Annotated in this window: 25 protein-coding genes; 8 read left to right on the top strand and 17 right to left on the bottom strand. The window is 29.4% G+C overall.

Features of this window, described 5'->3' with window-relative positions:
* Nucleotides 1-28: 28 nt before the first annotated feature.
* Together KKQ79_RS02875 and KKQ79_RS02870 are read right to left on the bottom strand one after the other, a co-directional pair.
* Entirely contained in the window at nucleotides 29-178 is a 150-nt protein-coding gene (locus KKQ79_RS02875; RefSeq protein ID WP_213188896.1) for a hypothetical protein, read from the bottom strand.
* A gap of 128 nt (nucleotides 179-306) precedes the next feature.
* On the bottom strand, nucleotides 307-2034 hold the full coding sequence (locus KKQ79_RS02870) for a helix-turn-helix domain-containing protein (protein ID WP_213188895.1): 1728 nt from the start codon (nucleotides 2032-2034) through the stop codon (nucleotides 307-309).
* A gap of 310 nt (nucleotides 2035-2344) precedes the next feature.
* Between KKQ79_RS02870 and KKQ79_RS02865 the strand changes: the two genes are divergently transcribed.
* From KKQ79_RS02865 to KKQ79_RS02830, 8 genes are all read left to right on the top strand, one after another.
* Nucleotides 2345-2515, top strand: a complete 171-nt coding sequence (locus tag KKQ79_RS02865; protein ID WP_213188894.1) for a hypothetical protein — start codon at nucleotides 2345-2347, stop codon at nucleotides 2513-2515.
* A 68-nt stretch (nucleotides 2516-2583) separates the two neighbouring features.
* Complete coding sequence (locus tag KKQ79_RS02860; RefSeq protein ID WP_213188893.1) at nucleotides 2584-3690, top strand: aspartyl protease family protein; 1107 nt, start codon at nucleotides 2584-2586, stop codon at nucleotides 3688-3690.
* Between the two features lie 6 nt (nucleotides 3691-3696).
* Nucleotides 3697-4707: a hypothetical protein gene (locus tag KKQ79_RS02855; protein ID WP_213188892.1), complete on the top strand. Its 1011-nt coding sequence runs from the start codon at nucleotides 3697-3699 to the stop codon at nucleotides 4705-4707.
* A 36-nt stretch (nucleotides 4708-4743) separates the two neighbouring features.
* A complete protein-coding gene (locus KKQ79_RS02850) occupies nucleotides 4744-5019 on the top strand; it encodes a hypothetical protein (protein ID WP_213188891.1) in 276 nt (91 codons plus the stop codon).
* Nucleotides 5020-5036: 17 nt separating this feature from the next.
* On the top strand, nucleotides 5037-6116 hold the full coding sequence (locus KKQ79_RS02845; protein WP_213188890.1) for an HlyD family secretion protein: 1080 nt from the start codon (nucleotides 5037-5039) through the stop codon (nucleotides 6114-6116).
* A gap of 96 nt (nucleotides 6117-6212) precedes the next feature.
* Nucleotides 6213-8372, top strand: a complete 2160-nt coding sequence (locus KKQ79_RS02840) for a peptidase domain-containing ABC transporter (RefSeq protein ID WP_213188889.1) — start codon at nucleotides 6213-6215, stop codon at nucleotides 8370-8372.
* Nucleotides 8373-8378: 6 nt separating this feature from the next.
* The gene (locus KKQ79_RS02835; RefSeq protein ID WP_213188888.1) at nucleotides 8379-9677 is read left to right on the top strand and encodes a TolC family protein; all 1299 of its coding nucleotides are present in this window, start codon (nucleotides 8379-8381) and stop codon (nucleotides 9675-9677) included.
* A 327-nt stretch (nucleotides 9678-10004) separates the two neighbouring features.
* Nucleotides 10005-10544 (top strand): transposase, encoded by a 540-nt coding sequence (locus KKQ79_RS02830; protein WP_213188887.1) that lies wholly within the window; start codon nucleotides 10005-10007, stop codon nucleotides 10542-10544.
* A gap of 175 nt (nucleotides 10545-10719) precedes the next feature.
* Here KKQ79_RS02830 and KKQ79_RS02825 read toward each other — a convergent pair whose 3' ends face one another.
* The 15 genes from KKQ79_RS02825 to KKQ79_RS02755 form a co-directional block, all read right to left on the bottom strand.
* Complete coding sequence (locus KKQ79_RS02825; RefSeq protein ID WP_213188886.1) at nucleotides 10720-11547, bottom strand: PRTRC system ThiF family protein; 828 nt, start codon at nucleotides 11545-11547, stop codon at nucleotides 10720-10722.
* Nucleotides 11544-12266: a PRTRC system protein B gene (locus KKQ79_RS02820; protein WP_213188885.1), complete on the bottom strand. Its 723-nt coding sequence runs from the start codon at nucleotides 12264-12266 to the stop codon at nucleotides 11544-11546. Before KKQ79_RS02820 ends, KKQ79_RS02825 begins: the two co-directional genes overlap by 4 nt.
* An 11-nt stretch (nucleotides 12267-12277) precedes the next feature.
* Nucleotides 12278-13462: a hypothetical protein gene (locus KKQ79_RS02815; protein ID WP_213188884.1), complete on the bottom strand. Its 1185-nt coding sequence runs from the start codon at nucleotides 13460-13462 to the stop codon at nucleotides 12278-12280.
* Nucleotides 13463-13569: 107 nt separating this feature from the next.
* Nucleotides 13570-13788 (bottom strand): PRTRC system protein C, encoded by a 219-nt coding sequence (locus KKQ79_RS02810; RefSeq protein ID WP_213188883.1) that lies wholly within the window; start codon nucleotides 13786-13788, stop codon nucleotides 13570-13572.
* 25 nt (nucleotides 13789-13813) lie between these two features.
* Nucleotides 13814-14371, bottom strand: coding sequence for a PRTRC system protein E (locus KKQ79_RS02805; RefSeq protein WP_213188882.1), 558 nt, complete (start codon nucleotides 14369-14371; stop codon nucleotides 13814-13816).
* 4 nt (nucleotides 14372-14375) lie between these two features.
* A complete protein-coding gene (locus KKQ79_RS02800) occupies nucleotides 14376-14579 on the bottom strand; it encodes a hypothetical protein (RefSeq protein WP_213188881.1) in 204 nt (67 codons plus the stop codon).
* A 31-nt stretch (nucleotides 14580-14610) separates the two neighbouring features.
* Nucleotides 14611-15102: a DUF1281 family ferredoxin-like fold protein gene (locus KKQ79_RS02795; RefSeq protein WP_213188880.1), complete on the bottom strand. Its 492-nt coding sequence runs from the start codon at nucleotides 15100-15102 to the stop codon at nucleotides 14611-14613.
* Nucleotides 15086-15331: an addiction module toxin RelE gene (locus KKQ79_RS02790; RefSeq protein WP_213188879.1), complete on the bottom strand. Its 246-nt coding sequence runs from the start codon at nucleotides 15329-15331 to the stop codon at nucleotides 15086-15088. Before KKQ79_RS02790 ends, KKQ79_RS02795 begins: the two co-directional genes overlap by 17 nt.
* A gap of 18 nt (nucleotides 15332-15349) precedes the next feature.
* Nucleotides 15350-15754 (bottom strand): single-stranded DNA-binding protein, encoded by a 405-nt coding sequence (locus KKQ79_RS02785; RefSeq protein WP_213188878.1) that lies wholly within the window; start codon nucleotides 15752-15754, stop codon nucleotides 15350-15352.
* Nucleotides 15755-16328: 574 nt separating this feature from the next.
* The gene (locus KKQ79_RS02780; protein ID WP_213188877.1) at nucleotides 16329-17183 is read right to left on the bottom strand and encodes a toprim domain-containing protein; all 855 of its coding nucleotides are present in this window, start codon (nucleotides 17181-17183) and stop codon (nucleotides 16329-16331) included.
* A 420-nt stretch (nucleotides 17184-17603) separates the two neighbouring features.
* Entirely contained in the window at nucleotides 17604-18701 is a 1098-nt protein-coding gene (locus KKQ79_RS02775) for a hypothetical protein (RefSeq protein WP_213188876.1), read from the bottom strand.
* Nucleotides 18702-18745: 44 nt separating this feature from the next.
* Entirely contained in the window at nucleotides 18746-19489 is a 744-nt protein-coding gene (locus KKQ79_RS02770) for a hypothetical protein (RefSeq protein WP_213188875.1), read from the bottom strand.
* Between the two features lies 1 nt (nucleotide 19490).
* Nucleotides 19491-19742, bottom strand: a complete 252-nt coding sequence (locus KKQ79_RS02765; RefSeq protein WP_213188874.1) for a DUF3853 family protein — start codon at nucleotides 19740-19742, stop codon at nucleotides 19491-19493.
* A gap of 36 nt (nucleotides 19743-19778) precedes the next feature.
* Nucleotides 19779-20063 (bottom strand): helix-turn-helix domain-containing protein, encoded by a 285-nt coding sequence (locus KKQ79_RS02760; protein ID WP_213188873.1) that lies wholly within the window; start codon nucleotides 20061-20063, stop codon nucleotides 19779-19781.
* A gap of 92 nt (nucleotides 20064-20155) precedes the next feature.
* Nucleotides 20156-21064, bottom strand: a complete 909-nt coding sequence (locus KKQ79_RS02755) for a hypothetical protein (RefSeq protein ID WP_213188872.1) — start codon at nucleotides 21062-21064, stop codon at nucleotides 20156-20158.
* Nucleotides 21065-21158 lie beyond the last annotated feature (94 nt).

The following is a 21158-nucleotide window of genomic DNA, read 5'->3' as shown; positions in this document are numbered from 1 at the left end:
GTATAAAAGCAGAATTTGAATTTATGCATTATTGATCAGTTTTCTTTGTTGGGACTGTACCAGTTGGTATGTTAGCATCTGCATCTCCTCCTTTTATGATTTGAGGATTATTAATTTTTGCTATTCTTAATTTGTTTAGAGATAGCTTTTTCTGATTTTGATTTTGTGTCTTTTTCATTTTGGACGAATTTTTTAAATTAAACTTGTTACAAAAAAAGTGAATATTTTATAATGTATGTAAAAAAAGATATCGAAATTTATCAATTTTGGGAATTTATCATATTTAAACACCTTTAAATAAGTGCATTATAAAATTTCGTTTTTTTTCTCTTGTAATGCTTTTATATAATATGAAGGCAAAGTTCCTGTGTGTTTTTTAAAAGAATTAGTAAAGGATTCAGAATTATTATATCCTGCTTCTTCTGCAATTCCAGCAATTGTATATTTTTGAAGATGAGGATTGTTCTTAAGTTCTTCCACTATATTGTTAATTCTTAATTCATTAATATATTGAGAAAAATTTTTCCCTTTCAACTCATTAACCGTTTTTGAAAGATAATCTCTATTAGTTTCAAAGTCTTTTGCTAAGTTATCCAAGGTAAGACTTTTATTCAAAAAGCCTTTTTCATTTTCAAATTGTGTGAACTTCAGTCTAAGGTTTTCTATAATATCTTCTGGAAGTGAGGATTTTGGTTTATCAACTTCTTCTTTTCCAATATTCCAACTATTTGTATTAATAGAGATGTCCTCTATGTTAACAATATCTTTTGAATTTTTTAATAGAGCTTCTGCTTGTCTTTCATAAAATTTAATTTGCTTTCTATTTTTATAATAAATTATTATTAAGGAGATGGTCAGCAATCCAATAATTCCAATTATCCAAAATAATGTAGAGTTTTTAGAATTTAAATCAGAAATCAATTTTTCTTTTTCAATTATAAGGTTTGGAGTATCATACTTTTTATTAATTATTGTAGAAAGGTTATATTTATTAGAACTCGATATGCTATCAAAAGTTAATAAATGTTCAATATATAATAATTGCTTTTGCTTATCATTATTCTCCTTATAATGTTCAATTAAAAAAGGATATATCTCTCTTAACTCCGATGTAACGTTTTTAGTTTTAAATATGATGGAATCAACTGTTTTGAATTTATTTAAAAAATTAGCATCATTAATCCTATTTAAGCTTTTACCAATATAAAACTCACTAAGAGCTAGGTTTTGCAGATTATAAGAATTTTTTCGGGTCAATTTGTCCACTTTTTCTAATTTCTCTATTGCCTCCTTATAGTTTTTCCTTTTGTAAGAATTTATTCCCGATACCAAAAGTAAATTCAGATAACTTTCTTGATCTTTTATTTGTTCATTTGCTTTTAAACCCAATTTTACAAAAGACTCTGATAAATCAATCATATTTGTTTTGTTATAAGTATATGCAATAGCATATAAGCAACTCACGTAGTCAATGCGTTTTGTCTGCCCCTTATATTCAATATATTTTTTAAAATCAAAAAATAGATTTTGAGCCTCTTGATAATTGCCTAATTCTAATTTTAATAACCCAATATTAAAATTAAGAATATGATAAGTTTCACTATTATTTTCAGCATAATTTCTCGCTTCTAAATAGCTTCCTAGTGATTTTAAATAGTCTCCTTTCAAATAATAGTAATTTCCTTTGTACATATAACCATCAGACAAATACTCTTTATTATTTATTTTTTTAGAAACTATCATCATACTATCCAAATATGACAAAGCAGATAAATCATCATCTTTTAAACGATACAATGATATATATCCATCTATTGTTTTTAAATCATTTTTTTCTTTTTTACCTTTTAATAATAAACAATTGGCATATAATTCAGCTAAGTTCTTTTTCGATTGAAATTCTTTATCATATCCTTTTTTTAAATAATCAAAAGATTTAGTTTTTAAAGTATCGGGCAAATAAAATCCCTTTTTACTCTGAGAAAAGAATAAAATTGGACAGATAATGATTAATATTAAATAAATTTTTCTCATATGTGATTTTATCTCACAAAATTAGTGATTATTATTAATTTTTAACAATTAGCATGTAATTGATTGATAATGAAAAGGTAGGCATTTGATTTAAACCGTTAATTTATAAATTTTAGTATTCAAAATGTCGGAATTTATCAATCTTGGATAGCTTTACTTGTGTTATCTTTATTATTAATTCATTTTTGTTCTCGGAAAAGAACCTAATTCTTTACCTTTTTGAAGTGTACAATTCAAAAATGCTGATCAGCAAAATCCCAATGTCAGGGTTTATATGACACAAATTTATTAACTTTAAAAATTTTACAAAATGAAAAATTTACAAGAAATGTCTCTTCAAGAGATGAGAGAGACAGAAGGAGGGTTTCCTTGGCTAGCTGTATTATTTGTTGCTGCTATTCTTTTGTTAGCTGATGCATTTGCAAAAGATAATAACCCTGATACTATAACAACTGTTAATGGGAAAAGGGTTGGGAATTAATTTAAATTAAAGAAAGGGAGGTTTTCTCCCTTTCCTAAATTATTCAATAAAAATCTACAATTGTGGTTATGAAATTTGCTCTACAATTTTTACTGATATTTAATCTTTTTAACTCACAACAACTCAAACTTTTTCATCTAAAAGAGAAAGGTAATGTTTTGATTTGTGATTCTATAAAAATTAACGGCAGATTTGTTTCGGGTAAATTAATATTTGATACAGGTTCAACAAAAACGTTATTGGACGTTGGTACTTTGGATATAGAAAATTATAGAAGAAAAGAAACAATCAATACTTACTATGGTCAATTATCTTTTAGGAATATTAGATTAAATAGCCTCGAAATAGGAAATTTAAGAGAAGAAAAAATAGAAGTTAGGTTTATTGATATTAAAAAGATTTTAGGGAGTTGTAATCCTGAAAATATTATTGGCATAATCGGGATGGATATCATTAAAAAATATAATTGGAAACTTAATTTAAAAAATAATGAACTTTTATACTCGAACTCAGCTTTTAATAACGATGGCTATAGTATATATCCTATAAATTTTAAACATAATGGGGGAAAGTTTTTTGGGTCAGATAAGAAGCCAACTTTTAGTTTAAAGATAAATGACATAAATACTGATTTTATTATTGATACAGGCTCTTTCGATATTATATCTGTAAATAAGAAAAATCAGAAAATCCCTAAAATAAAATTATTAGAAATGCAAAATTCTTATGGAAATATTATTTCTGAAGAATATATTGCAAAAGGTAAAATTTATGTAATTGACAAGGAAGTTGATCTCCCAATAAAATACTCTGATCATTTGTTAACATCCATAGGGGCTGGTTTTTTAAAAAACTTTGAAGTTATTTTTGATGAAGGTTTTAAGAATATCTATCTGAAAAAACATGAAGATTTTAAAACGGATGTGGATATTAAAATGAATTTTGGTTTTTCAATTGAAAAATTCTACAATAATATTAGAGTTTCAAATGTCTATAAAAACAGTCTGGCAGATAAAAGTGGACTAAAAGTATTGGATGAAATAGCTTCCATTAATGGCATCAATTTAGAACAATATGATTTATGTACAGATGCGCAAAATATTGTAGCTCAATTTGAAAAATCTCAGATGATAATTCGATTGAAAAATGATAAAATAATAAATATCGTAAAATAATAAAACATGAGAATACTTTATTTAACCTTTATGCTATTGTTTTCAATAGCAAACGCTCAAGAAGTTAAGTTTATATCTAAAACTTCTAATAAGCCTTTAGTCAATGTCTTAGTTTTTGACAAAAACGGCAATGTGGTTACAAAAACGGACATTAATGGTGTAATTAATAAAGAAGAACTTACCAAAGAAGACTTCTACTTACTTTCTCACGAAAACATTATCACAGATACTTTGAGGTTAGCAGATTTAGAAATGAATAGTTTCTATATTTCTGATAAAATTGTAGAAATTAAACCAATTGTTTTAGAAAAGAAAGATGAGTTAAAAGAATATTACATTAAAGGATATTTCATAACTTATGTATTGATGAACAAGAAGTTCAATTGCTATGCAGATGGTATTATTACTTATAAAATCAATAAACAAGAGAGCAAAATTGAAAATGAATATTTAGAGCAATACCGAGTTTTTACCTTAAAAGATGCGGATCAAAAATATAAAAAAGTAGCTTCTTTTGATTTGAAAACGCAAATGAAACTTCCAAAATTAGAAGCAGTCGAAAACATAAAAGCAGTAATGGATAATGGCAAGTATTCTTTCTCTGAAAATAAACAAGAGAGCGAAAAAATAAGCTTGACCAAAAAGAATATTGAAAGTATGAATGTGAACTTTTTGGGCTTTCAAATGAATAACTTTTCAAGAGAAATCTTTGCCAATTATTTATCTGGTGCTTCTCTTAAGAATTATCCCTTTAATTATCTTAATAAGTTTTCTAATACAATCCGTTTTAGTATGAAACACAAATCTGAGGAAAATAATAATGATGTCGTTTTATACACAGAATTTATTCCTATTTCTTATGAATATGTCAAACCAAAAGATGACATAGGTTTTAGCAAAAATAAAAGTTCTTACCAAGAATCTTATTGGCAAGATAGCAACTTCCCTAACACAATTGATATATTCTCTTCGTTTTTCAAAAATGATATTGAGGAACAAAAGAACGCCAAAAAATAAATTAAAAAAACTAGAACAAATTTTAAAACAAAACAAATGTTACCAAATATATCTATAGAAAAGGCACAACTTCTAAAGCAAAAAATAGAAGATATAAAAAACACATTAGACCAAGAAGTCATTACACATAGCTCTAATGGAGTTTCAATTGAAATTTCTGTTTTAGGAAATATCAAAAAAATTTCTAATCCCCTGAATAAAAATTTAGAAGAAATTATTTTTATTCTAAATGAAGCTATTGCAAAAGCTAGACAAGAGTATGAAGTAAAACAAGCTCAGCTCCTTCAAAAAGAGATGATGAACCTTATGTAAAATATAAAATTTTACTAATGTCAAAAACCATAAATCTTACCATTTTAGCAATGGTAATAGTAATTCTTGTAACCTTACCTATTATTCATCTTCCCATATCTTCTTCTAGCAGAGGGGTGGTGCGCTCTGTGCAAGAAAACACACAGCTTACGGCAGTAGTAAGCGGTAGAGTGATAGAAACAAAACTAGAAAAGAATAACCAAAACATAAAAAAGGGAGAAACGCTCCTAGTGGTAACCGCAGAACAACTAGATACGCAAAAAAATCTACAAGCCAATCAAAGTGCAGACTACCAAGCACAGCTTTCAGACTTGCAAAAAGTATCTAGTGGTAATTTTACAGGATTGCAGACAGGGCAATACATCAGAGAGGTCTCAGCTATGCAAGAAAAAATAGCACAAGTACAATCTCAGCTAGCTCTCGCCAAAAAAGATTATGATAGAGCATTATTACTCTATAACCAAGGTGTAATTCCTAGAGCAGATTATGATAAAGTCTTTTACAACTATCAAAACCTAAAAACACAAATTTCTAGTATAAAAGAGCAACAATTGGCGCAATGGCAAGCTCAAAAAAGAGATACAGAAAGACAACTTCGATCTCTAGGCTCAGAGATTACTCGTATCAATCAAGAACAAAAAAATTATATTGTTACAGCTCCTATTTCAGGTAGGTTGGTTAATTTTTCAGGAATACAAAAAGGAAATTTTATAGTACAAGGTCAACCAATTGGGGAAATTTCTCCAGAAGAAAACCAAGTGGCAGAATGTATGGTATCTCCTAAAGACATTGGCTTTATTAAGAAAAACCAAAAAGTAAAGTTTCAGATAGATGCTTATAATTATAACCAATGGGGACTGCTAGAAGGAAAAGTAATGGATATTGATCAAAACATTACTGTAAACCAACAAACTGGAGATGCTTACTTTAAAGTACGTTGTATGATGGATAAAAATTATCTACAACTAAAAAATGGTTACAAAGGACAAGTTGGCAAAGGAATGACGCTTACCACAAGATTTTATTTACTGGATAGAACACTTTGGCAATTACTATTTGATAGAGTTGATGATTGGTTTAATCCAAATTTGAAATAAGCTGTAGGTTATAAGCTTTAAGCAGTAAACAAAGTTCTATAATTAAAAAATGATCTCTAAAGTCTATAGCATATTGCTTTTGACTTATAGCATAACATGAAAAATTCTACATTAATAAAACAACACGACATCAGAGACTGCGGAGCTGCTTGTTTAGCTTCCGTTTCGGCACATTACGGACTTAAAATTCCTATTGCAAAAATTCGACAAATTTGTCATACTGATAAAAGAGGAACTAATGTTCTAGGTATGGTGCAAGGTTTAGAAGCACTTGGTTTTAATGCCAAAGGTGTAAAAGGTGGAGCAGATGCTTTACCAGAAATTCCGCTTCCTGCAATTGCACACGTAGTTGTAAAAGAGCAATTGCACCACTTTGTAGTAATCTATAAAGTTTCCAAAGAAAAAATCTATGTAATGGATCCTGCTTTTGGAAAAATAGAAGAATACACCATAGATGATTTTTCAAAAATTTGGACAGGTGTTCTTATCTTACTAGAACCTAACGAATATTTTGAGCAAAAAGACGAAAGTACAAGTATATACAGTAGATTTTGGAACTTGGTTCAACCACATAAAAGCATTTTGATACAAGCGCTTATTGGCGCTGTTGTTTATACTGTTCTAGGTTTATCTACTTCTATTTATATTCAGAAAATTACTGATTATGTTTTAATTGATGGAAATAGAAGGTTACTTAATTTGCTTTCTATTGCAATGATTGTGATTCTTCTTTTCCAAATTTTCATTGGATATATGAAATCTGTTTTGGTTTTGCAAACAGGACAGAAAATGGATAAACATTTGATATTGGGTTATTACAAACATTTATTAAAACTTCCTCAACGTTTTTTTGACACGATGAAAGTCGGGGAGATTATCTCCAGAGTTAATGATGCCGTAAAAATTAGAACTTTTATTAATGATGTTTCCATTCAAATTTTTGTAAACATTTTTATTGTTTTGTTTTCGTTCGCTTTAATGTTTACATACTATTGGAAACTGGCTTTAATTACTGCTTTGGTTATTCCTTTTTATCTGTTGGTTTATTTTATAACGAATAAACTCAACAAAAAAGTAGAAAGAAAGCTAATGCAAGAAAGTGCAGAACTAGAAAGTCATTTAGTAGAATCTCTTAATTCTGTAAGAACCATTAAACAGTTTGGCGTAGAAACCTTTGCGAATAATAAAACCGATAATCGTTTTTCAAATTTATTAAAGACGATTTACAAGTCTGTTATTAACGCTTTGTTCTCGGGAAATTCATCTGAATTCTTATCTAGAATATTTACTATTGTTTTACTTTGGGCCGGTGCAGGATATGTTATTGATAGAGAAATAACACCTGGAGAACTGCTTTCTTTTTATGCTTTAATTGGCTATTTTACTGGTCCTGTTTCTCAATTGATTGGAATGAATAAAACCATACAAAACGCATTGATTGCTGCTGACAGACTTTTTGAGATAATGGATTTAGAAAGGGAAGAAACCACAGATAAGATTGAACTTACAGCAGAAAGTATAGGAAACATACAGTTTAAAGATGTGTATTTTAGTTATGGAAGTAGGGTTGATGTTTTTGAAGGATTCAATTGTGAAATAGAAAAAGGGAAAACTACTGCTATCGTAGGTGAAAGTGGAAGTGGTAAAACAACTTTGGCTTCTTTAGTACAAAATCTTTATCCTTTAAAGAATGGTAAAATAATGATTGGAGATTATGACATTAATTACATTTCTAATTTTTCTTTAAGGAATTTAGTTTCGGTAGTTCCTCAACAAATTGATTTATTTTCTGGTAATGTTATTGAAAATATTGCTTTAGGTGAAGATATTCCTGATATTCAAAGAATCATTGACATCACAAAAAATTTAGGGATTCTAGAATTTATAGAAAAATTGCCTAATGGTTTTCAAACCTATCTTGGTGAAAATGGCTCTCAACTTTCTGGCGGACAAAAACAAAGAATTGCTATTGCAAGAGCTTTATACAAAAATCCTGAAATTTTAATTTTAGATGAAGCTACTTCTTCTCTTGATACTGAAGCAGAACAAATTATTCAGAAAACACTTAATGAATTAAAAGCACAAGGAAAAACAATGATTGTAATTGCTCACCGATTAAGCACTATTGCTAATTCTGATATAATTTTGGTGATGAAAGAAGGTAAAATTATTGAAGAAGGCACTCATAGAGATTTACTCTCTACTGATACCTCTTATAAATCTATGTGGGAAAAACAAATAACAAATTTAGGTTAGAGTTTTATGAAGAAGATTTTAACTGTTTTTATCTTATTCGTTTCTATTTTTGGATTGTGCCAAAAGAAATGGAGTTTAGAAGACTGCATAGAATATGCTAAAAAAAATAATTTGCAAATAGCACAAAATACTATTTCAAAAAAAATACAAGACAAAAATTTAGAAATTGCTAAAAGAGAATACCTGCCTGTCATTTCTGGAAATTTCAACAATAGTATAAATTTTGGACAAGCTCAATATTTAGGAACAAATGTAAGGAATGATAATTTTAAAAATACAATTAATGTTGGAGCTTCTGTTTTATTATACAATAACAGAAGGTTAGAAAAATCTGTTCGGAAAGCTGAGTTTGAAGTAGAAGCTAGCCAATATGATATTATAAGCACTCAAAATAATATATCCGTACTGATTATTCAACAATACTTAACAATTCTTCTGAATAAAGAAAAGATTAAAATATTTCAAAGTTCATTTGAAAATGCTCAAAAAATATATGATCGTTCAAAAATTACCACCAATGCGGGAACAACCTCAAAAACAATTGAGTATGAGTCTGCAGCTGCTTTATCTAGGGAAAAACAAAATTTAAAAACCGCAGAGATAGAAACAGAGAAAAGTCTATTCTTGCTCTCACAACTTCTCCAGATGTCTAATTATAAAGAACTTGATATAGAAGCTATTAATCTTTCTGACAATTTAGAGAATAATATAATTGAAAAAGATATTTGGAATATAACAAGCGCTCAACCAGAATTAAAGGCTGCTAAAAGTAGAATTAATTCTGCAAAATTATCAACATCTATTTTAAAGACTAATTATTATCCATCAATAACTATTCAATTAGGGATGAACAGTTTTTATAATAATTTATTAAATACAAAAGATAAAAGTAGTTTTTTAAAACAATATTCAAACAATTTTGTTCAAGAAATTGGGGTATCTGCAAATATTCCTATTTTTAATAAAGGCATTACCAAATTACAAATTGAACAAAGTGAAATAAATGAAAATCTTGCAAAAAATAACTTAGATCAGCAAAGACAGAATGTAGAACAAAAAATACAAAAAATACTTTTTGATATGAAATCTAATTTTGAAATATATTCTACTGCAAAGGAAAATGAAAAAAGTGCATATTTAGCACTAGATTTTGCCGAAAAAAGTTTTAAAGCAGGCTTAACATCAATTTATGATGTTAATGTTGCTAGAAATAACTACATAAATGCACAAAGTTCATTGCTACAATCAAAATATTCTTTTATTTTTAGTAAAAAACTATTGGAATTTTATGAAAATGAGAGATAAACATATTACAAATATCTTATCTTCTTTTTTATTTTAGTACAAAAATCTATTTTTAAAAATTAAAATGAGAGTTTTTAAAAATGTTATTGTTTCTTTTCTTGCAAAATGCATTTTCAGTATTTTTTCCGACTTGAAATAATTTGGATTTTTTGAACAGAAAATTGGAAAATGCACTCGAGGATTTATATCATAGCTTTTAATAATTTGTAAAGATTTTTAGATTTATTGCAAGTAATATAGCTTTTAAAGTACTGGAATTTTGGAAAATTTAATTGTATATTTGAACATCAATCAATATCTTAACCAATGAATTTTAACAAAAACAAAATGAAGAAATTATTAATATTATCAGTGCTTTCAATCACAACACTTGGGTTCAGCCAAACCAATTGCGAAGATCTCAAAAAAGAAAACGAAGCTCTTCAATCAACGAATAAAATTTTGACTTTGGAAAATGACTATCTAAAAAAAATAGTTGAGATTAATAAAGCAATTTTAGAAATAGAGAAAGATAACTCTTCGTTTAAAATAACAAAAGTAATTGGAAACAAAGCCGAAAAAACGATTGCTATTACCTTTCTTGTGGAAGCAAAAGATGAGAACAAAAAGATGACAATTGGAGATATTTCTATTATTGATATTGAAGGAGTAGAATATGAAATTGATTTTTACAAATCCAGTAAACCGTACCCTGAATTGGCTTTGAATACCCCTATTAAATTAACTTTTTCTTTTAAAAATGTAGAAAACGAGCCACTTTTTATAAAACTTTTTAGATTCAAAGAAACTTCACAGCCTATAAGAAACTTGTTTGAGGATACGAAATCAAATCTAGAATTTAAAGATTTGAAAGTAAATTGGAATTAATTTTTCCTAAAAATTATCACTAAAAACTCTGCAACCTTTTTTCAAAAACATCATAAAAGGAAAAGGATAGAAATATTTTAGAAATATGGTTGCTCCGTTTTCTGCAAAAATGCGTTTCCGACCAAAGGGAGGAATTGCATTTTTGCAGCCCGATTTTTACATCGAACCGCAAAACCTACAATTTAATTGGCTGTGCAGTGAAATTTTTCAGATTAAGAAAAAAGCCTCTGTTTTCAATCAATCCATTGCGAAATAAGCTCCAAAGTAGCGAACTTCCCATTTGTGCTAATACAGAATTAATGAACAAATCCTGCTTTTCTAGTGCTTCTGCTAAACTACAACTTGGCGTATTATCTTCTAATTCAGAAATCTTCAAAAGTTCACCAAATTCTTCAGTTATAAAAGGAAGACTTTCCACCGTTTCATATTTCTCGGAATTAGGTTGTTTGATATTTCCGATGGTCGAAAGCAAAACCTGTCCTGTAAATTGACTGTTTCCAAAATCTATCCAATATTTGCATTTATTTCTGTAATATCCTTTATCAATCTTCAATTCATTTAAAATTTCAGCAATATCAAAACGTGATTTTACGCTATCTACACAAGAAATATAAATTTCTGATTTCATATTGCTTTGCAATTTTCCTAAATCGTCTTTTTGGAATTTTTGTTTTTCGGCTTTCCAATTTGTTCCAAAAAATCTGTTGGCTCTATTGATTAATGCTACAGATTTGTACAATCCCAATTCACATTCTGCAAAAAGTTGTCTGCCTAAATTCGCTTCGTTTATTACATCATCGTCCCATAATCTCACAGATAAACCTGCGTGATTGAGTTCTGTTAAAGCGTGGTTCATTCTTGCCAATGCAGTTAAAACCTGCGAACCTGTTCCACCTGCTCCAATTAAATTAACAGTAACGGGATTTGTTGGATTGATTAACGTATTTTCCGTAAAATGAACTTTTGTTTTGACTTCTTGGTATTTCGTTATTTCTGTGTTCATAGTAATAGATTTTTTAAAGTTCTGTTTGCTGTTCTTAATGTTTCTTTTGGGAATTGTTTTTCTGTATTGATAAGGCTTTTCCATAAGTTTACACAATTTCCATTGATGGGATTGTGTTCATTCATCAGATGGCTGAAATATGAATTAAAAAAATAATCTTCCCATTTTTTTGTAAATTCTTCCAACGAAGTTGAGTTTTGAATATGAACATCCACCGTTCCCATACAAACATTTCCGTTTTCATAAACATTGAAAAACGGTGCATAAAAAAGTTCTGTTTTTTCTGTTGGTCTTCGATTACTTGAAAGTGCAAAAATCATAAGACTTCGTTTATTTGCCAACCACAACATTGCAGGTACTTCTGCCATTCCGTTGGGAATTTCTAAATTTTCAGTAAAATAGAGTTGTCGTTTCATTGATTTCGTGAACCATAATACTGAACCATTTTCACTTGGATTGATATGTAGAATATGGGTTGGTAAAATTCCTTTTGGCTTTAGAAAATCTTGACTTTTTTCCTTTTGGGTATTAATGGTAAGTGCTTTAATCAATTCTTTTGCTTCTCGCTCTGTCAAAGGATGGGCATTGATTGGATTTCCGTTTTTATCCATTTCAAAATGCTCTACATAAGTTTCTATGTTTCTTTCATTGTTTTGATAAAATACCAATGCTGTTGTTGGGTGGTAGAGTGTACCAAAATCATGGGTAATATCTTTCATCATCGATTTATTTAAAAGTTGTTCAAAATGTAAATGAGTTCTTCAATCAAGGGGAAAAGGCGATTTTCAAAATCGAGGTTGTTGTTTGAAATATTTCTTCCATCAAATTTTTTAATAACCATCGGTTCTTGCATTGTTGTGCATTCTTGAAACTCAGAATTTACTGATTCAAAAAGTGTTTGGAAAAGTAATCCTCTTGCTTCGGCACAAAAAGAAATGTATTTGTCCATTGATACGATAGTTTCACTCTCATAATCCTCTGTATCTATAATAGATTTCAGGTTTTGATAAATGGTAGCACTTGGATATTGCTTATAAAGAGAAAATATTTTTCTCGCCAACATAAAACAATCATTGTCAAAAATGTCTTTGGCTTTAAAGTTTTTTAAATGGTCTTTAAATCGTATTAAATTATGATGATTGTAAATCTTTTGTTCCATAAAATCACCTATTTGTTCCGCTTGTTTGATTTCTGATAAATAAAAGAGTGTTTCTTCATTTTCATCATCAGAGGTAATCCAGTCTGTTACCATTTCGTACATCCAAAGCAAGTAACTGTCCTGTTTTCGGTAATAAGGAATTTTAGTAATATGATACAAATAAGAACAAACGGATTGTAATAGTTGAGCTACTTTTTTTCGTTTCGGATTTTTAGATAATTGGTACAACGGAACTATCGGAATGTAATAAAGCGTTGCACCTGTACTATATCGTTCCTCACTTGTAAAGTAGGTTTTCCCTTTTTCCTCTATCAATCTGATTTCTTCCCAATCTTTCACTTTATTTTTCAATTGTTTCTGAATGTCATCTAAAGCCAAAGCAATATTGTAAGGATAACCAAAATACTTTGTTGATATTGGATTTAATCCATAATGCTCTGTTAATCGTGAAAGGGATTGATAAAAATCTCTTTCCGTTTTGGTGTTTTTCCTTTGAATTTGAGTTAAATTTTGTTCGTCTGATGCCAATTTTTGAGCAATATTTTCTTTTAATTTTGGAAGAAAAGTACATTTTAGAAAACCATCGGAAGTTGATTTATCGGAACAGATTTCCGTCGGTCTTTCCGAATTTCCGAAGCGTTTTTGTCCTGCTTCATCCAATCTGCAAATTCTCCCAACTGTTGATGCAGTTGATTTTGCTTTGGTTTTTCGGGAATTTTTATTTTTCCCGAGATTATTTTTCGTTGCATATTTCATAGATGATGAATGATAATTGATGAATGATTTTTTGGTTATCAGTTGATGGTTGTCAGTATTTAGTTTGTAATTCTATCAACCGACAACTATTAACCATCAACCAAAATTTATCCTTTTGTTCCCATTACACTTTCAAATTTGTATTGTACAGTATCTTCTTTAATTTGTGGTGCGGAAACTTTGGCGTTGGTTAAAATTGGATAAGTATTGGCGTAAAAATTCATTACGGCTTCTACACTCCATTTTGGTTCAGGGTCGGGTAATTTTATTTCCTGTCCGTTATCTTTGAGTATAAAAACTCTTTCTAATTGGGTTGCGAGTAACATTTTTTTAGTATTTGGTAGTTGGTATTTAGTAATTTTCTTGATTTTCAGCCATACTATCCGATGAATTTTCAGTAAAAAGGCTTGGTGCAAAATGTCTTTCGTATTCATCTTGTTTTTTGCGAATTGTATCGGCAAAGTCGGGATATTCGGAAACCTTTGGTAATGCTGTCCAAGCTTCTTTGTATTTACCTTCTTTTTCTAATTCTTCGGCTTTCTGTAAGGCTTCATTGTACTTTTTCTCTTTGGCTTCCTTTTCCTTTTTCTCTTTTTCGGATTTTCCCTTTTCCATAGCGGATTTCTTTTTGGCTTCTTCGAGTTGTTTCATGAAACTTTCCATATCTACCATCAATCCCGATGCAGTTTGTAATGGTATAGAAATAGTTTCAAAAAATCCATTGTCTAATTCTTCGGCTGTACCACGAAGATTGAGTGGCGGAATGAGTTTTCTTGCTTCGTCACCGCATTGTTCGTTATTGAGCAATAAGGAAAGGACAAAACTATTTTCTGTGGTTGCTCTGAATGTGATTTGCAAATCGCCTGTAAGGTTCAAATTGGCAAGTTGTCTGAAAAAATTGGTTTGCATAATTTTAAATTTTTGATTTTTCTTTTTTTTGGGATTTTATTTTAAGTAGTTTTTCATATAAATCCGTCCAATATTGATTGAGTTTTTTGTCTAATTTTGAAAAACCTTTGCTTTCGTGTTCGTATCTTTTGTATCTTCTAGTTATTTGAATTGCTTCATTGAGATTAGTAATTTCAATTGTACACCCATTTAAGTCTTTAATTTTCATAATTTATAGTTTGTAATTTTTACTGTTTTTATCATACTAAAATTTGACTTTGAATTTTTTTAATTTTCCTTTTCAGTAAGATTTCTAAAATTTCATAATCACTTTCGTAGTTTTCTTCCTCAAAAGAGTAAGTGTCTGTCTCTTCGTGATAATCATATTGTTCAAAGTCTTCCTCTTCTAAATAGATTTCCGTGAGTTCGTTGTTTGAATAGACTGCAACACCATAGATTTGATTGCCTATTTCTTCATAATTGTAAATAAAATCTACTTTATAATGTTCGGCTATCTGTAATAAAATTTCGGTATTGGGAGACCATCTTGTTTGGTAATTGAAAATACAGTCGCCATCTTCCAATAAAATATCAAAAAAATAACCTCTTTTTTTATCCGAAATAAATTCGGGAAGTTGTCCGCAGTTTTCTTCATTTTCTCGGAGTTGCATTTTTATAAACTCTAATTTTACATGTTCTAAAGCGATTTCGTTGCCCTCAAAAGCAACCGAGTTGCTACACCAATTTGCCATAATTTCTAATTTTTAAAGGTTCTGTTTGTTCGTAAATGTATGTTCCGCTTGTTTTGAATGGCTCTTTTCCCTCTGTCAATCGGATTTCCGAATTGAATATTTTGGAAAGATTTCTTGCATAGCGTATTGCAGTAGTCCTATCGCAATGGGTTTGATAATACACCTCAATATCTTCCCATTCTCTTTTATCGTTTCGGTGTCTTAACTGAAAATTAAATTGTGCTTCCATAATTTTTTTAAGATTGAATTAAAATGGTAAATCATCATCAGTTTCATCTGAAAAAGGATTGCTATTGTTGTTTTGTGGGTTTGCAATCGGTTCTTTGTTGAATTCAGATTTTTGCTTTCCACCGTGCAATTTGATGTTTGAAGTATGGAAGTTCAGTCCAGACTTTATTTCTCCATCTTTTCCTATCCAAGCACTACTGCTTATCCTGCCTGATAATTCCACCAAAGTACCTTTGGTAAGATATTCTGCTATTTTGGCATTTATCCAATAAGAGCAATTGTAATAGGTAGTTTGCTCTTTGCGTTCGCCTTGTTTTGTTTTGTAACTGTCATTGATGGCTACTGAAAAGTTCACGACTTTTTTGTCGTTTTTTAAGATGTTGATTTTTGCGTTTTGGGTAACTCTTCCGATAATTGTGTTCATAATGTTTCGATTTAATTGTTAATTTTTTAATTGATTTTTCGTCTGTATTTGGTTGAAATTTTCGAGTGAATTGATTTGGTATCGAGGACACTCGGCTTTTCTTTTTATATTTTTCTTTCTTTTAATTTTATTGGAAAACAATGTTTTTCGTTTTTTTTTTGATTTTTCTAATGATGTTAAAGAGCAACTGCTATTGAATTGATTTGTACAACTGAGGTTCCGGCTTTTTCTTTGCCGATGATCATAGGACAGCATCAGGCACACAAAACCCGATTCAGTTCCCGTAATTACTTACAAGTTTTGAATCGGGCTCGAAATCTTTTTGTCCGAAGGATTTAGGAGTGTCTGAAAAAATTATTGGAACTTGTGGAAAGAATTTTTATAGAAACCCAAAAAGATTTTTTTGAGTGAATGATGATGTCCTACATTTGCAAACGTAAAAGCCAAAACCAAAGTCGGAAGTAATTATACAGTTATATTTAATAATGAAAAACTCAAAAAAACATTAAAATTATAGGGTTTTCTTTGATTGAATTATTTTTAATGTCTTAAAATGTTTATGAGTAAAGATATCTTATAAGTCTTCTTTTGAGCAAAACCACTCATTCAAATCCTTAAATTTTTGATAAATTAAGGAACAATCTTCTACATTCTTATACTTATACTGATTCTGAATTTTTGACTTTACAAGCTCTCCATTATCATCGTTATCAAGAAACAGAGAGATTTTTTGGTATTTTCTTAATAATTCCTCAACTTTAAAAAGCATCGCAGTAGAATTTAGAATCAGATAATCTGAATTAGAATTTTCTTTTTGTTCCAAATTCTTATATGTCAAATAATCAAAAAAACCTTCAAAAATGCAAATTTCATTAGAAATATTCAATTCATTTTTTATCAATGTCACATCTTTTTTCCCTAAACATATTTTGGAATATTTATTTCGGATTTCAACTCCTCCAGAATTATTGAAAAACCCAATTCCGAAATACTTTTTACCATTCAACTCGTATTCAATTTCTTTCACCAACTCTTTTTGTTCATATACTTTTCGAGATTTTAAATATTGAATTAATGCAGGATGCTGAATTTCACGAACGTTGAGGATTTTGTACTCTTTTTGTAGCTTTGCTTCTTCATTTTGAAACTTTTTTTGAACGGAAAACACAAATTTTTCTAAATATTTCAATGCTTCAGAAACAGAACATTGATTCATTTGCTGAACAATCGAAATCACATCATAACTTTTTCCCGTTCCAAAATCAAACGCTTTATTTTTGACGAAATCAACGGATAAACTCGGAATTTTTTCTTCTCTGTCGAGCGCAAAATAAAAAGCCGTTTTTCTGTTTTCTTTCACAGGGGAAAGGTTGAATGATTCTAAAACCGTTCTTATATTTATTTTTTCTTTTACTTCTTCACAATTCATTTTTTTTTCTTTTTAAAGCAAATTTTTTATCCACATTTTCCTTTTAAATAAAAAAAGACTTTTTAATTACTTTTATAATACTTTTAATGAAGCACTGTATCGACTTATAGAAAAGGGTTTGAACCACTTTTTCGGTGAGTGCAATTCCGAATTGGAAATGAGCGGAAATCCGAATTTCAGATGAGTGGAATTCCGAAAAAACTCCTATTTTGGAATGAGCGGAATTCCGAATTGGATTTTATATTTCTCTTCAATTTTTCGCTTTATCCACAAAACCATAGGGTTATCAACGATTTTGTCGTTTTCTAAAATATCCGAATGAGCGGAAATCCGAATACATCATGAGAAAGAATAAAATTTTAACATTTCATTAACTTTTACTACCGCAATTCCGAATTGCGAATGAGCGGAATTCCGAATTCACACAATGATTGGATATCCATTTGGTAATAGTTCTCCCATTTTTGTACTTCTATAAATCTGTTTCATATGTTCTTGAATCTCATTCAGAAATTGTTGACCTTGGTAGTTCGTTGATTTAATTTTTTTCAATCTACAGTTTCGCACATATTCTTTAAAGGATTTTTCTATCAATTCCCTTGTTTGCGAAATGTTTCTGTATTGATGAAAAAACTGAATCATTTCATGCTCTTTTAGTCCGTATCTTTTCTTAAAATACCCTAATCTTTCATTTATTTTTAATGATTTCTGATTATTTTCGGTCATTACTTTATCAGAAATGACTTTAGTTAAAATTGGAATGATATATATTTGATCCGCTTTGTATCTGTAATTGAAAGACAATATGTTGAATTTATCCAAACTGATTTTTGCTGGTTTTAGAAATTTAAAACAAAAATCCTTGGTTGTTTTATAGTTCAATCCAAACTTTTTATTCAGTGTAGAAAGCTTTAGAACCGTTCCATTTTCAGGTAATTTTGAAAGCCAAATCGCAAAAATAATGTGTTTGTTGTTTCGCACATTGTACACCAAATTATACAGAATATAGTTGTATTCGGGAATTACCAATAATTTCTTGAGCCAATAACTACTGACTAAAAATGTGGTGTAGCCTCTTTTGTCATAACTAGGTGTAGAAATGAGTCCACCGAAAGTTTTAATTTCTTTGCCCTTTGAATTAACCGATTTGTACCAACCCATCTTAAATTTAGCAAGAAACTCATAAGCATCAATTACTTGCTTGGTAGATCCACTTGGAGAAATTTTACTGTTTTTAATTTTGATGGAAGCAAAAATGTTATTTTCGGTTTCAAATTCTTCGTCAAAAAGTGAAAGTTGTTTCGGTCGGTCTTGAGGTCGGAACTGTTCATTACTGATAATGGAAATAATATTAAAAATCACACGAAGAGCATTAATAGGAATATCTGCGGCTTCGGAATCATCAAAAATAAAATCGTCCACAAAACGGTTTCCGATGCGGATTTTGTCAATATTTCTTTCGTTTTTATTTTCAAAACCTTTACGGATAAGCCGTAAATCTTTTTCCGAAACAGTCATAGTTTATTTCGTTTTTAAATAAATTTAATTTTGATGATTTTACCTTAAGATTCAGGACGTTTTATATTTGGAATGTCTTGCAACGAAAGGGAATTTTCCTCACTTTTATTTCTCAGATAAGGCAAAGTGCTTTTTAGTGTAGATTTCCAATTGCTAATTGGACGATTGGAGGTGTTTTTCCAATCATTATTTATCCAAACTTCATATTTTTCGCTGATACTCAATTCTAATTCCAGTTCATAGCCTTCCAATGATTTTGCATATTCCATAAACTCATCCAAAGAAGGAATTTTGGAATTTTTAAGGTTTTGTTGTTCTAATTCTAGCTTTTGCTTTTGTGATGATTCTGAAGATGCCTTTACATCACTATTAATTTCAATTTCTTTTATTGCCTCAACTGAATTTTGTGCAGATAGAATATTTTCAAATATTTCTAAAACTTCTCTATTTTGATCTTTTTCAACAATTGTACTTTCTTCATTTCTGATTGATTTTTTAGATTCAATTTCAAAGGAATAATTCAACAGCAATCGGTAATGACAAGGAAGTCCATTTTTGGATTGAAATTGAATTAAACCTAAATTTTTGAGTTTCTCTTTTGTTGACTTTATCGTTTTTCTGGTTAATCCCAGTTCTCTTCCCAATTCAACATCAGAAATTTTGAAATCGTAGCGGTCATTTTCATAGCCCATTTTCAGCAAATAGAAATACAATAATATTTCTGTAGGACTAATTTTTGCCGTTTTATTAAAATCCCAAAACCGCTCTATCAATTCAAGGTAGTACATCTTATTTTTTTGCAAAAAGTTGCAACGCTTTTTCTTTATCAATGATAATGATATTCCCATTTTGAATAATGGCTTCATCTAATATTCTCGAAGATTTTATTTCAGAGGCTTTAGAAACAGAACAACCGAGAATTTTTGCCAAACCTTTCAGTCCGTATTCATATTTGCTTTCCAAGTTAATTTTTTGGGAAATTTCCAAAAATTCTTCAACCGTCAGCTTCCAAATGGGGGTTTGTGGATTTATGTTTTTCATAGAATTGATGATTTGATGGAAAATACAATTGTTTAATTACCATTTTTTAGAAAAGGATTTATTATAGTATTCATCCATCGTTTTTTCTACATCAGAAAGTTTGTAATAGATTTTGTTTCCAACTTGTGAAAAAGATATTTTGCCTTCATCACGCCAGGTTTGTGCAGTTCTTCGTGAGATTTTTAGCATTTTGATAAATTCTTCGTTATCTAAAAATACTTCCTGCTTTGGTAGGTTTTTTGAATTGATTTTGTGATGTATGTCATCGATTTTTGACATTAAAGCATCGAATTGCTCTTTTGAGAGAATAATTGCCTCCATTTTTTCTTATGTTTTTAATGATTATGGAGCAAAATTGAGCAAACAAAAAAAGTCCCGAAGTCCCGAAAAAGTCTCTCCGAGACTTGTTTTTTTTAGATTAATTTATTAACATCAATACGTTTATGAGATTTGGGTCTTTTATCGTATTTAGAGGGACGTAAAATCGTTTCAACAGTTGCTGTGCTGATTTCGTGACCATCTTTATCTACGAAATTATTGCAAATTAATGCCACAAAATCATTTGTATTGGCATCCAAATATGGTTTGCCTTCAATAAATAGTTCACGGTTCAGTTGAAAAAATACATCCACAATCTGATTGAGGTTGCTGTTGATTTTAATTTTGTTTTCTAGTGTGGGTCTCTGTATATAATTAGTCTTCTTCTTTGTAAGTTGTTCTTCCAATTTTCTTACTTCAATGAGACGTTCAATCTCATTAGTGCATTGTTCATCAAATGGGGGAAGATTTTTGTTTACAAAATCAATGACAGATTGTTGATAATCAAATTTTTGATTGGTTAGATAAACTATTTTCTCTTCAAAAATAATTATTCGGTCAAGTTCCTCTTTCACTTCTTTAAAACTGAAGTATCTTTCTTCATTTTCTGCGTTAATTTGCTTTTTATTTAGTCTCGTAGGACTTTCTTGTGTTTCATCACAAATTAAATTGAGCCTTTTCAATTCGATACAGGTTTGAAACTTTATATGTCTGCTCTCATTACTTCCTTTTTGAAAGAGTTTTTCATTAACAACAATGAGTTTTTCAAATGTGTTCAGCCAGTCAATTGGATTTTTGGCAATACTAAAATGATGGTTAATAAAATTTTGGATTTGAGAATAGTGCAATTGAAAAATTTTATTGATAAGTGATTGGCAATAAGACTGTAAATTTTCTTCTGTGTTTTTTTCTATGTCAAATAAATGGTTAAAAGCATCTGTAACTTTTACAGACGTAAACTCCATGAAAGGAGCCGTTTCCAAAAGTGGATAATGTGAAATCATAATAAGTTTTCTTTTATCATCTCAAATTTTGTGCTCTAAGTATTTTTTTGACTATAACTCATAATAAGACATTGAAAAAAGAAGAATGTTTTCC

Source organism: Cloacibacterium caeni, from assembly GCF_907163125.1.
GTDB classification, from domain to species: Bacteria; Bacteroidota; Bacteroidia; order Flavobacteriales; family Weeksellaceae; genus Cloacibacterium; species Cloacibacterium caeni_B.
Note: the sequence above shows the minus strand (reverse complement) of the source record. Positions and strands in the feature narration are given on the sequence as shown.